The organism is Cohnella sp. 56, assembly GCF_037963805.1.
Taxonomy (GTDB): domain Bacteria; phylum Bacillota; class Bacilli; order Paenibacillales; family Paenibacillaceae; genus Cohnella.
This window is the reverse complement of sequence record NZ_JAZDQE010000012.1, coordinates 85,079-98,287: the sequence shown is the minus strand read 5'-3', so window position 1 is coordinate 98,287 and position 13,209 is coordinate 85,079. Positions and strand designations below refer to the sequence as shown.

The following is a 13,209-nucleotide window of genomic DNA, read 5'->3' as shown; positions in this document are numbered from 1 at the left end:
GATCGTTGTCGTCACAAACCGGATGTCGTTGACGCTAGGCGCGAATGGATTCCAACCTCGTCAGCAGGTTATAGACAGCCTGCGCCGCTTCTGCCCGTGTCGTGATCGCCTCCGGCGCAAACTTCCCGCCTCCCGTGCCGTTCATGAGCCCGCTGCCGACAGCCGCCCGGACATCGTCGGCCGCCCACTTCGATACGGCCGCTTCGTCGGCGAACGTCATAACGCTTTCTTCCGCCTTCGTCCCCGTTCCGTATGCGAACGCGCGCACAAGCATTGCGGCCATCTCCTCCCGGGATATGAAAACGTTCGGCGCGAACTGCTTTTGTGATTTGCCGGTAATCAGCTTCGCCTCATAGGCCGCTGCTATTTCATCCGCGAACCAGCTTGTGCCGGGTACGTCGGAGAACGGCGCGGCAGTGTTCGCCTTCAGTCCGAGTGCGCGCGTCAGAAGCGCCGCAAATTCGGCGCGGGTCACCTTGTTCGCCGGCGCAAATTCGGTGTCCGAAATGCCGCTTGCGACATGTTTTGCAGCAAGCGCCCGGATCGCAGGAGATGCCCAATGGTTCTCGGGTACATCTTTGAACGTCTTTACGAACTCGAATACGCCGTAAGTACTGAAATGACCTGCGTCGGCGGTGATCCGCTTTCCGGTTTTGTCAACGCTGCCGCCGACATATTCCCATTCTTTCAAGCTTTCGTTAAAGTAATAGATTCCCAATAAGCTCTCGTCCACGTCAGCATCGTAAGGAAAAGACAGCTCTGCCGGTCTTTCAAACGAAGTGAGCTTGGCTTCTTGGCCGTCCCTCGTCACGATCGATAACGAAATATGGTAAACGGCACCCGCCGCTTTCATGACAGCCGCAACTTGATGGCCTTGTCCGGCCAGCGTTGCCGCTTCGTCTTTCGGCGCGCGTTCGAGCTTCACCGATATATTTGCGCCTTCCAGTTCTTCGCCTTTCAGCAAAGCTTTCAGATCCTGCAGCACTTTTGAATCTATCGCGACATAAAAATCTTCACGATGAACCTCGAGTTTGTTTAAATCGGAAAGACCCACTGCCTTTGCCGGAAGCAGCACTCCTTTCTGGCCCGCTGCAATTTCGACGACGATTTTTCCGTTGTCATCAGGCTTCAGGCTCTCTTCGTTCACCATCTGCTGCGAGGTATTCGGGGAGCTGCTGCCGGCGATCTTCACATCAATTACGGCGTTCGGCGCATAATTCACAGCTTCGAATTTGGAATCTACCATACGAACGGAAGTCAGGGCAATTTGAGCGTCTCCCGGTTCATTCGCCGTAAACGTCACGCTGCCTAAGTTCAAACTTCCGTTCTCCCCGGCCGATTGCCCGGTTTTCGTGAACACAAAGGTAAGAACGCCTGTATCGCGGAGCTCCGGAAGCGGAGTCCCTTTGAAGCCGGTCAACTTGGAGTCCGCTCGGAAAAAGTTCCACTTTTGTGGATCAAACGAAAGCTTCAGCTCGAATGAGACCATATCGCTCACGCCGTCGGCATGGATATCTACGGTCCATTTGTTGCCCAATGCCGGTTGTTCGGACTTGGCAGTCAACGTAAATGTCGGCGCGGCTGCCTCCGCACGCGCGGAAATCGCATATAAGAACGGTGCGACCAGAAAAGCGAACAAGCCCAGAAGGACGAGCCGCAATGTGTTGTTCCTGTTCATCTCGCATGCCTCCCGTATATAGAGAAAGCTGTCCTACGGTCAGATAGGACAGCTCCTCCGCAAAAAATAGAATGGTTACGCTAAAATTTTGCTGGCAAGCATGGCCAGGTCGACAATGTCGATCTGATTGTTGTGATCCATATCCGCGGCCGCATAATCGTCCCAGTCGGGATCGGCGGACGACTTGCCGTAGTACGAGGCGACGAAAATACCCAGGTCGCCGACGGTAAACCTGCCGTCCTCGTTCAAATCGCCGTCGCCGATCCGATTGACCGCCAGGGCGAACGCGTCGACGGCCGTCTGAAGCGCCGCAGCGGCGGCGTCGATCTGCTGCTGCGTGGCGGCGTCATCGTCCGCAACGGCTTGCGCCGCTTGAATCGCCGCTTGCAGAGACGACTTGGCGGATGCTGGATATTGGCCGGGCTCCGTTCCCGTCGCCGCTGCGTCATAGATGCTCTGCGCTGCGGAGATTTGCGCGGTCAGCGCGGACGGGTCGGCGCCGACCGCCACTTGCAGGCTGTAGGTGACCGCCGCTACGGACGCTTCTTCGCCCAGGCTGTTCGTGATGACGTTGCCGCCGACCGATACGGTCGCGGTACCCGACGGGGCCGAAGCTTTGACGCGGAATTCGAGCCTGAGCAGCTCCGCCTCGGCGTCGACCGCGCTCCCGGTGCCGGACGCGGCCAGCAGCAGACGTACGGTGCCGGCGCCGGCGCTTTGTCCCGCGATATCGAAGCCTGCCTTCAGCGCCTCCACGTGCTCGAGTTCAAGCCTCGAGGCGTCGTAGGAGACCGTCACATCCTCCGCCGCGATGCTTCCTTCGACGTCGGTCAGACCGAACGTGACGTCGAACGCTTGGCCGGATGCGGCGGACGCAGGTCCCGTCAGCGTCGCCGTCGCGGATACGGACTGGACGCCCGGATCCGGATTCGGTTCGGACGCGACCTCATAATCGAACTGCACCTTATTGATCGTGCTGGTCCAGTTGTCGAAGACGTCGCTCCCGTATGGGAATACGACCTTCAAGTACGTGTAGCCGGCAGGCAGATTGTCTTTGGCGATTCGCAGCGTATCGTAGCCCGAATTGGTGCTGATTATTTCCGATGCAATCGGGATTTGCGTAAATTCGACGCCGTCGCCGGAACCGAACACGGTATAGGTCGGGCTGTCCGGCAAGCCGGTCCAATCCGTGACGGTAATATCGAACGCGCGGATGTCGCCCTCCGGTGACTGGTAGACGATAAATTCCGGCTGCAAAGCGTCATCGTTCGAATGATAATACTGTGTGCCGTCGCCGCCCCATTTGTCCAGCGCGCCGGTTCTCGTGACCTGCTTCAGATTCGCCGATTTGGCGAACAGCTTCGTCAGGTCGGCCGCATCGTCGACGAACGATGCCGTATTTCCGGGAGGCTGCGTCGTTTCCCCAAAGTACTTGAAGGTCACGTTCAGCAGCTGCTCCTTCCAGTTCTCCAAGCCCGGGAATTCGATTTTCAAGTACTTCGTCCCTGCCGGCAGCCCGCTTGCCTTGTTGCTGTAAGTGGCATAGCCGGCGGAGCCGCCCTGCAGCGTCGATTGAGGCGTAATCTTCGTATAAGTCACGCCGTCCGCCGAGCCGTAGAAAGTAAACTGCGGTGTGTTGGAGAACAGCCCGGTCCCGATGTCGAAGGAGTAAATGTCGCCCTCCGGCGATTTGTACACGACATATTCGGGCGTCGGCGGATTGTCGATATTGTGCGCCATGCGATCGGCGTCGCCATCGTAATATTCCGGGTGTCCGGTCGCGATGACGATTTTGGACGTTTTGTCGTACAGCTTCGTCAGGTCCGCCGCATGGTCCGCGAATTCGGTCAAGCCTTCCGGCTCCGGCGCGGTGTTGTCCGGCAGCGGCAGGCTCAGATTGTGGTTCAGCACGTCCCCGAACGCGGACGTATCGCGCCAGTTGTTGGCCGTGCCGTTCCACATGAGCTGGCTTTCCCGGCTGCCGCCGTTATGCCCGTCGTCATCGTTGTTGCCGACGTCGAGTCCCAGCATGATGTCGCGGTACGGGGTAACGCCCAGGCTCGCCCACGGAATCGCGAACTCGACCGTGTATCCGCCGTTAATGTCCGTCTGTGCAAATTGAACGTTATCCAATTCGCCGATCATGTAGAGCTGATTGTCGTGCCAGCGGACGGTCAACTGATGGTCCTTGGCATCGTACGCTGCGCCCCGATTGTGATCGGCGTCGAGATAGAGCTCTACCGAGTCGTCCTGATAGTTTTGCGCCGAATCGTTTTTCAGCTCGGAGTCCAGCACGCGAATGCCTACATACAGGTTCTGCAGGTCGCTGAGCGTTCCGAAGGTGACGCTGTTGTTCGACGTCCCCGTAATGTTTTTGGTCACGCTGCTTCTGAGCGCCCAATACGGCTCGTCGAGCGCGCCGTCGATCGTGAGTGCGCCCGATGGCGTCAGCGCGACCGCTATATTTCTGCCGTCTCCGAGAATCAAGCTTCCGAAGGCGCTCGTGCTGCGCCAGTTGTCCCCGTTGCCGCGCCACATCAGTTGGCTCTCGCGGTTGCCGCCGTTATGGCCGTCGTCGTCGTTATAGGCGACGTCGAAGCCGATGACGGAACCGCTAACCGGAGGATCGATGCCGATGCCGCTCCACGGAATCGCGAATTCGACCGTGAATCCGCCCGTAATGTCGTGCTGTGCGAATTGAATGCCCGCGATGTCGCCGCCGACCGACAGCTCCGTGTCGTGCCAGCCCAGCGTGATCTGATGATCGTCCGTGCCGTAGACCGCGCCGCGGCTGTTGTCGCCGTCGATATACAGCTCGACCGAGTCGTCTTGATAGGCTTGCGCCGAGTCGTTTTTCAGATCGACGTCGAGCACCTTCACGGCGACATAGAGATTGTCGTCGTCCCACATCGAGCCGAAGGTCAGATTGTTGTCGGAGGTGCCGGTGATCATTTTCTCCACGCGGTTGTTCACCGTCCAGCCCGCTTCGTTCAGCTCTCCGTCGATGACGGGAGCGGCCGCGGCGGGTTGGGCCACGGTCACGCCCGGCGTCAGCGCGCCGTCGTCGACCGGATCGGAGGTCACGTTGACGACCGCTTGGGTGACGTTGCCCGCCGGATCCGTCGCCACGACGACGATCGCGTTCGCGCCTTTGCCGACCGGCACGACCGAAGTAAATGTCAGGTCGGGCTTCAGCGTCGCCGCGACGCCGTTCACCGTGACGTTCGCATTTTCGTTCACGCTGCCGTTCAGGACATAGCTCGTCCCCGACGTCTCCCCTGCGCTCGGCACCGTCAGCACCGGCGGATTCGGATCGTAAACGATGTGAATCGTCGACGGCGCGGCCGTCTGCCCCATTCCGTTGTACACCGAAGCCGTCACCGAGTTGTCCCCGACGAGCAGGTTCAGATCCGCGCTGAATTCCAGCGACGACGGATCGACGGGCTCGGACGGCTCCGAAGGCTCGGAGCCCCCGCCGCCGGTATATACGATTTTAACGTCGTCTACGTTCGGCGAGTAAGCCGCCTGGCTCTCGCTCGAAAATCCGACGCCTCTGACGGCATTCCATGAAAGGGGCTCTGCGGTAGCCGTGCCGTCCGAGCCGTAATGCGCGGCGGCGTCGAACGCGGACAACGGAATCGTGACCTTCACCCACTTGTTGCCGTAATCGCCGGCGCTCAAGTAGTTGGAGAGGGGAACCCGCGCTTCTACGAATGTGCCGTTGTACGCCGACGCCACAACCGCCGAGAAGCTGTCCACCTTGCTCCTCGTATACACCCAGAACTGCAAGCCTGCGGCCGAATGGAACGCGGAGAAGTCCTCCGGCGCGATCGCATTCGACGTATTGATGAAGGTGAAGCCGATCCTGTAGAAGCCGGCCAGCATTTTTAATCTCGCCGAATACGCGCCCTCGGCCGGCGCCAATGTCGTGGCGGGGTCCCGGACGATCTGTCCGCCCGCCGTGGACAAGCCGCCGCTCACATTGTAGCTCGACCGTATGTAAGCGTCGTCGAATATTTGCCTGATCAGCTCTCCCGCCGGATGACCGCCGCTGCCGTCGCTGCCGTCGCCGTCGGGCGAGCCGACCTGGTACGTCGCTGCCGTCACGGTCATGCCGCCGTGCTCGTGCTTGATATTCACGGTCGCGCTCCCGTTCGTGCGGCCCGCCACCGTGAATGCGCTTTGTCTCGTATAGGTCATAGCCTCATGATCGAGCGTCAAGCCCAGGTAGGTCGGATCGTACCGAATGCGCAGCTGAACGGGCGGTCCCTGATTGTTCAACGCATCGGTCGCGACCGCAGTTATCGTATTCATGCCGGCGCTGAGCGTCACCGTCGTGCCGAAGCTCAGATCCGCGCCGACCGTGACCGGCTGCCCGTTGATCTGCAGCGTGCCCGGCTCGTCCAGATGCCCGGATACGGTAAATTGCGATGCGCGCACTGCATACCCCGCGTCGTGCGCCGTGGTGCTGTCCGACTGATCGAACGCGATGTGCGGAGGCGCCGTGTCCGTATCGGAGGTGACGATTACGGTCACGCTTTTCGCCGGCAGGGCGATGTCCGCCGCAGTTCCGCCTTGGATGTTCCGCGCAGCGGCCAGCGGCATGTCGTCGCCGAGCGGCACGGCGGACGTCAGCTGGTAGGCCTCTGCCGTCGCACCCGTCAAGCCTTTTACGTTTACCCGCTTGCTCTCGCCCGTCGGGTTGACGAGCAGCGCCACCGTTTTCGTGCCGTCGACAAAGGCGACCGCGTCCATCCAGACCGCGTCCTTGGTCACGAGCCCGGACGCCGGATCCGCGCTGACCCGTCTTACCTTGGAGCCGACCGGCACATTATTGAAAATGTTGCTGAGCACGTAAAAGGCCTTCGACTTGGTGACCGTGACGCCGTCGCCGTCCAGCAGCACCTCGCCGACGTCGGTCGGATGCCGGTTCAGCGCCCAGCCCAGCCACCAGAACCAGTAGTTGTTGCCGATGAGCGCCATATCGCTGGACAGACGCTCGGCGGCGTTGATCGCCATGTCCATCTCCGATACGTGCTCGATCAGCGTGCTGTACTCGGTTTGCCATTTGTCCTTTTCCGGGAACAGCTTCACGACGTCCGCATACGACTTGTATGAGGCGTCATTATCGTATCCTTTGGCAAAATAGCTGTGAGAGGTGAGTCCGTCGATCGCGTCGTACAGCTCGGCGTCGCTGCTCAGCGCGGAGAAATTCTGGCCCAGCAGCAGCTCGTTCTCATAATAAGCGGCCCCTTCCGGCCCTAAAATTTGTACATCCTCAAATCCGGCGGTGTCCAGCTTGGCGCGCAGCATTTTTGCTACCCGCTGGTACTGCGTCCCGTTGTCTCCGCCCCAGTAGCACCACTCGCTGATAATCTGGGACAGCGGCTCGTTCTGGAAGCTTAGCGCCTTCGGCACCGATGCCCCCCTGGCGACGAGATCTTGAATGACTTTTACCAAGTAATCGGTATAAGCGCCTTCCTTCTCGGGACGCAGCCGCACATGCTCCGAGCCCGTCCAGCCGTTGACGGTCGGGAGCGTCTTCATGCCGATCGGCGGCGACCAGACCGACATCATATAGTCTTCCATCCCATGCTGCTTGGCGATATCGATGATCGTGTAAATCTCCTGCATCCCGACCTCGACCAGGTTGCCGTCGGCGTCGCCCGCCCTGTGCGGTACGGTAATCCGGTACATCGTGGCGCCCAGATCCTCGAACAGCGCCTGATGCGCGCCCGTCTTGCCCGTAAAATCCCGATTCCAATCGGCCCGGTTCCAGGACGGGAATACGCCCCAGCCCTTGACCGTCTGCTGGTCGACGCCGGACACCGTCACGTCGTATACCGGCTGCGTTGCCGCTTCGGCTTTGCCGCCGGGCAAGACTTGCAGCGTCGGCCATGCGATCAGCATGGACAGCGCCAAGCCGGCCGTTTTTTTCCACTTCTTCATCAGCCATCTTCACCGCTTTCGAATGAATTGACCTGCCCTCACATTGTATACGCTTGCATAAAAGCGAAAAATAAAATAATCTACGCCAGTCTTCAATTTTCTATCTTCTTGTCGAGCATTGCTCCCTCCCCGCCGGGTGATCAATCCCCAATCCATTCCCTGTTCGCCTCGACCAGCTCCCGAGCCATGTCCCGTATCGCCTTGTAGCTTAGATGCGCGCAGGTCGGGTCGTTGTACAACGCCTGCAACGCCAGCTCGTTGTCGCCCGTACTGGCCGCCTCGTATATCGTCTCCGAATTTTCCAGGTGCGGCAGCACGAGCTTGCGGATCGGCTCCGGCAGCGGCCCGGCGGCGAGCGGCGTAAATCCGAGCGCGTTGACGACGCCGAGCGTCTCGACGATGCCGCCGAGCGGCAAATTCGGGATTTGCCCGACGTTCGGCACGTTTACGATGTCGATGAACGATTTGCCGAGAGCGACCGCCTCGACGATGTCCGCAGCCGTTTCTCTCGTCCGTTCGTACGCGACGGGCAATGTCCCGTCGATCATCCGCCGGACCTCTTCCTTCCACTCGGCCAGCTTGCCGTAGCGTTCCTCGATCGTCGTCCGGTGAATTTGCAGCTCGTTCAGCCGGCCTTCCGTCCCCGTGATGACATGAGGCAAAAACTCGCATGTATGCCGGTCGCCGAAGTACGGCAAATAGCCGAACGTTTCGAACAGCTCGCCGGCCAGTATTTTCGGGGAAACGAAGCCGATGCCGTCCGCATGCGTCTCGCGGATCAGCTCGTGAAACCGCTTGTCCGCGCCCAGCTTCTCACGGAGAAGTCCATAGCCGTCCCGGCCGTTCACCTTGAAGTCGAGCATCCAGAAAAAATGGTTGACGCCGCCGAACCGAACGGTCAGCTCCTGCTCGGACTTCAGGCCGAATATGTCCTGCAGCACCTCGTAATTCTCGTACAAGCCGTGGCACAGCCCGACGGCTCTCAGGCGCGTACGGGCTGCGAACGCCTTGGTCAGGCAAGCCATCGGATTCGTGTAGTTCAGCACGACGGCATCGTTCGACAGCCGCGCGATTTTATCCGCCATTGCGTTAAAAACAGGCACGTTGCGCAGCGCGCGGCTCCAGCCGCCGGGTCCGACCGTGTCCCCGACGGTCTGATAGATGCCGTACTTCTCGGGAATCGCGATATCGCGGCGCATCGCCTCGAGGCCGCCGGTCGAGATGCAGATGACGACGAAGTCGCAGCCGTCGAATGCCTCTTCCTCGCTCGTCGTTGCCGTGAAGGTGTGATTTGTCCCAAGCTCCCGGTTCATTCGCTCGCATAGCTGCCGAATCTCGCTTGCTCTCTCCCAATCCTTATCCAGCAGCAAGAAGTCGGTCGGCGGCAGCTCGTCCTTCAGCATAATATCTTTGATAATGCGCGGAGCCCACTGATAGCTGCCGCCGCCGACATATGCCAGCTTGATCCGTTCCTTCACCGTGCCAGCTCCTCTATGCTTTCTCTGCGAATGCGAGACGCTTAACCCTTGACCGCGCCGATCGTCAGACCCTTCACAAAATACCGCTGCACGAACGGGTATACGAAAATGATCGGGCCGATGCCGACGATGGCCATCGCCATCCGCACCGTTTCCGTCGGGATTGTGGCTGTCTGGCTGCCCGCTACGGACGCGTCCACCATGCCGGAATTCAAATACTGGATATTGTAAATGATTTTGTACATCAAATACTGGAGGCTGACGAGATTGTTGCTGCTGATCAGCACCGAGCTTGTGAACCAGTCGTTCCAGTACCCGAGCATCTGGAACAATCCGATCGTCGCCATGACCGGCAGCGACAGCTGAAGGATGATCCGGGCGTAGATGCGCATCTCTCCCGCCCCGTCGATCTTGGCCGATTCGATCAGCGAGACGGGAATCGTGTTGGCAAAAAACGTCCGCATGATCAGCACGTTAAACGGCCCGACCAGATGCGCGAGGATAAGCGCCGCCATCGTGTTCTTCAGCCCCGCCGCCGAATACGTCAGATACCAGGTGACAAGTCCACCGTTGAACAAAATGGTGAAAAAGACGAAAAAAGCGAGCAAGTTGCGGTACGGCAAGTCTTTGCGGGAGATCGGATACGCGAACAACGACGTCAGCAGCAGGCTTCCGAGCGTCCCGAGCAGCGTGACCGCGATCGAGACCCCGTAACCGCGGAATATTTTCCCGGCATCTTGGAACAAGTATTCGTACGAATACGTCGAGAACACCTTCGGAATGATGTTGTAGCCGCTCGTCGTAATCGTCTGTTCGTCCGTAAAGGAGACCGCGATGACCAGCAGGACCGGATACAGGCAGGCGATGCCGATCAGCGTAAACATCAGGACGAGCAGGAAATTCGCCGGCTTGGATATGCGGTTGCCGAAGCCGTGTCCTTCTGTCTTTTCCGCCTTTTCCGCCGTGAGCGGCGTCGTTTCGATGTGTGCGTTCATCTATATTCCTCCATTAAAACAACGCGTTTTCCTTGCTGAATCTGCGGATGATGAAGTTGGTCGCGAGCACGAGGATGATGCCGATGGTCGACTGGTACAGGCCGGCCGCCGAGGACATGCCTACATTGCCGCTGACGAGCAGGCCGCGGTACACGAAGGTGTCGATGACGTTGGTCGTCGGGTAGAGCACGCCCGTATTGAGCGGCACCTGATAGAACAGACCGAAGTCCGCGTTGAATATATGGCCGATCTGCAAAATAATCAAAATGATGATGACCGGGGCCATCAGCGGAACGGTGATCCGGCGAATCTGCTGCCACTTGGAAGCGCCGTCGATGACGGCCGCCTCGTAATATTCCTGGTCGATGCCGACGATCGCCGCCAGATAGAGGATCATGGCATACCCGACCTGCTTCCACAGGTTCACGAGCGGCAGAATGACCGTCCAGTACTTCGGCTCGGTATACCAGGACACGGGATCGAAGCCGAGCGGCTCCAGAATTCCTTTATTAATGAAGCCGTACCCGCCGAGGAACGCATACACGAGATAGCTGACGACGACAAAGGACAGAAAGTACGGGAACAGCAGGCTGCTCTGGAACAGTCTGGCGAGCCTCCGGCTTCTCAGCTCGTTCAGCGCGATCGCCAGAAAGATCGCAACCGCATTGTTCAGCACGATGAACACTGCGTTGTACAGCACCGTGTTGCGCGTCGCGTTCCAAGCGTCCTCCGTCTGGAACAAATATTTGAAGTTCTCGAAACCCGCCCAGGCGCTGCCCAAGATGCCGTCCACGAAGTTGTAGTTTTTAAAAGCGACGATGACCCCGAACATCGGAATGTAGTTGTTGAAGATGAGTACGGCAGCCGGGAACAGCACCATCAGGTACAATGCCCGGAATTTGAAAAGATTGCGCAGCAAGCGCGGGGCGTTCGTCAGCATACCGTCACACTCCTCGGCGCGCCTTGGTAGACGGTTTTACCGTCGAGAGCGATCTCGCAATAGCCCGGCTTCATCGACACGTCGATCGACCGGCCGCGGAACGAGTAGCCTCGCAGCGCGATGCTGCCCGCCTCGGGCGGCTGCGGAGAGACGATCAGGCTGCCGTCCGGCTGCGGCCGGATGCCTGCGAGACCGAAGATGACCGCCTGCGCGCCGGACATGCCCGCGATATTGTTGGCGCGCTTGTGCGCCGGCGCCATCGGCCGGTCCGAGTAGTGCTCCTGCGGGAAATAAGGCAGGTGCGCGCCCATCCAGAAGTGGCGCTTGAACACGTCCCAGGCGAGACTCGAATGTCCGAGCTCCCAGAGCGTCTGCGCCAGGATCGCGCCCTCCCCGGCGAAGCTGCCGCTGCCCGACCAGTCCGGATCGTTGACCTCGTAGTGGAGCTCGTCTTCGGCGGAGATGCTGGAGACGCCGCAGGCGCCCAGGAACGCGCCGTCGCGCAGACGGGACAGCAGCGCTTGCTCCATCTCCGGCGTGCAGGCACCCATGCGCAGCGCGTCGTAAGCTTGAATCGAGTAGATGATCTCCGTGCGTCCGTCCGGATACAGACTCTTGAACCAGCCTGTGCCCGGGTCCCACAGCTCTTTCTGGATCGCTCGGCGAATGCCGGCGGCCTTGTCTCTCCACTTGCCCGCCTCGTCCTTGCCGAGCAGTCCGGCCAGATCGGCCAGCCGGTCGTAGCACCAGGCGCGCTCCGCATTCGGGCTGGCGACCACATGCTCGTAGCCGCTGCTGCGCATCTCCAGCAGATGATGCTGGTTGCCGTAGTCGAGCAGCTCTCCCCGATGCGCCAGCCGCTCCTCGTCGACCTCGAGCACTCTCTCCAGCATCGGGTAGAGATCCGCTATGACCCCGTGCTGTCCGAACAGCGACCAGGCGAAATGGAAAAACGACCACAGGCTGTACGAGTAAGCGAACGGCTCATGCCCCGAGCCATCCGGAGCGAAGCTGATATGCCGGTCGATCCCGCCTTCGACCAGATAACGGATGAAGTCCTCCGACTTGCCCTCGCCCAGCACGATCGCCAGCATCTGGCCGACATAGCCTGCCGAGTCCCACGCATAGCAGTTGATGCCGCCCCCGTCGATTCCCGATACGGAAGGAAGCGGGCTGATCTTGAAGTCCGGGTGCTCCCACAGGCAGATAAGTCCGCTGATCAGCGAACGGCGGTAATACGCCTCCAGCCCCGGGATATCGGTCTCGAGCCGCGGCAGCGCCGCCTCCGCCCGCGCGATCCGCTCCTCCCAGCGGTCCGTCGTCTCCTGCGCCCATCCAGCGAGCCCCGACGAGGCCGGCATGGGAGCAGATGCGCCTGCTTCGGTAAAGACGACCGCCAGGCGGGCGACGAATTCGCGGCCATGCTCGACCTCTCCCGCCTGCGTCTCCTGCAGCAGCGAGACCCGCACCGCATCGGTTTCCCAGATTCGTCCCTCGCCGCTCGCGTCCCGGGCGGTGTCTCCGCCCGTCGGCGGACTGAAGTCCCATGCCCTCAGCGGCACGTATCTGACCGGTCCGAGGCTGAGCGACGGTACGAGCGCGATCGGGAGCATGCGCCCGCTCCGGTTCGTCACCCGGACGGTCAGGACGAAGCCGGCTTTGCCGGTCAGCGGGACAAGCTCGCTGACGACCTTGAACGAATGCAGCTTATCTTCTTTGATCCAGTGATAGGTGCCGCGCCTCACGATGCGGTCCGGCTGCCAGACCGCGCCCGAGAACAGCAGTCCGCAGTCTTCCTTGCCCCGGTTGCCCGTGTCCTCGACCGAACGGCCGTCGACGAGAAAATCCAGCTGCAGCTTCAATTCGCCCGCCGCGAACGGAGGAGAATAAAATCCCTTCACGCCCGTCACCGTGCCGTGCAGCGGCGAGGTCACGCTGTAAAGGCTCGTAACGCCGATATGATTGGGCGGAGCCACGCTTTGGCGCAGATCCATCGCATAACGCTCCAGCTTGCCGCTCATGTTGTAACCCACTCCTCGATTGCTGTTTTTTTCTCATTGTAAAAGCGCACCGAATTTTGCTGAATCAAATTATCCAAGATAAGCTTCAAAATTCTATGCATCTTCCAGGGTCCGGCGGGCAGCGGGGCGGAAAGCGCAAAAAAACCGG

General features: G+C 60.0%; 6 protein-coding genes. All 6 read right to left on the bottom strand.

Features of this window, described 5'->3' with window-relative positions; genetic code table 11:
- Positions 1 to 34 precede the first annotated feature (34 nt).
- Entirely contained in the window at positions 35 to 1,678 is a 1,644-nt protein-coding gene (locus tag VQ071_RS20010) for an S-layer homology domain-containing protein (protein WP_340515949.1), read from the bottom strand.
- Positions 1,679 to 1,753: 75 nt separating this feature from the next.
- On the bottom strand, positions 1,754 to 7,627 hold the full coding sequence (locus VQ071_RS20005) for a sugar-binding protein (RefSeq protein WP_340515948.1): 5,874 nt from the start codon (positions 7,625 to 7,627) through the stop codon (positions 1,754 to 1,756).
- A gap of 140 nt (positions 7,628 to 7,767) precedes the next feature.
- The gene (locus tag VQ071_RS20000; RefSeq protein ID WP_340515947.1) at positions 7,768 to 9,105 is read right to left on the bottom strand and encodes a family 4 glycosyl hydrolase; all 1,338 of its coding nucleotides are present in this window, start codon (positions 9,103 to 9,105) and stop codon (positions 7,768 to 7,770) included.
- Between the two features lie 41 nt (positions 9,106 to 9,146).
- Positions 9,147 to 10,100: a carbohydrate ABC transporter permease gene (locus VQ071_RS19995; RefSeq protein ID WP_340515946.1), complete on the bottom strand. Its 954-nt coding sequence runs from the start codon at positions 10,098 to 10,100 to the stop codon at positions 9,147 to 9,149.
- A 13-nt stretch (positions 10,101 to 10,113) separates the two neighbouring features.
- Positions 10,114 to 11,040 (bottom strand): ABC transporter permease, encoded by a 927-nt coding sequence (locus tag VQ071_RS19990; RefSeq protein ID WP_340515945.1) that lies wholly within the window; start codon positions 11,038 to 11,040, stop codon positions 10,114 to 10,116.
- Positions 11,034 to 13,061 (bottom strand): MGH1-like glycoside hydrolase domain-containing protein, encoded by a 2,028-nt coding sequence (locus tag VQ071_RS19985; RefSeq protein WP_340515944.1) that lies wholly within the window; start codon positions 13,059 to 13,061, stop codon positions 11,034 to 11,036. Before VQ071_RS19985 ends, VQ071_RS19990 begins: the two co-directional genes overlap by 7 nt.
- Positions 13,062 to 13,209: the final 148 nt, after the last annotated feature.

What these genes read in the sequence shown, in the direction of transcription:
- VQ071_RS19985 (WP_340515944.1), bottom strand. Translation starts at nt 13,061, where the DNA reads ATGAGCGGCAAGCTGGAGCGTTATGCGATGGATCTGCGCCAAAGCGTG.
- VQ071_RS19995 (WP_340515946.1), bottom strand. Translation starts at nt 10,100, where the DNA reads ATGAACGCACACATCGAAACGACGCCGCTCACGGCGGAAAAGGCGGAA.
- VQ071_RS20010 (WP_340515949.1), bottom strand. Translation starts at nt 1,678, where the DNA reads ATGAACAGGAACAACACATTGCGGCTCGTCCTTCTGGGCTTGTTCGCT.
- VQ071_RS19990 (WP_340515945.1), bottom strand. Translation starts at nt 11,040, where the DNA reads ATGCTGACGAACGCCCCGCGCTTGCTGCGCAATCTTTTCAAATTCCGG.
- VQ071_RS20005 (WP_340515948.1), bottom strand. Translation starts at nt 7,627, where the DNA reads ATGAAGAAGTGGAAAAAAACGGCCGGCTTGGCGCTGTCCATGCTGATC.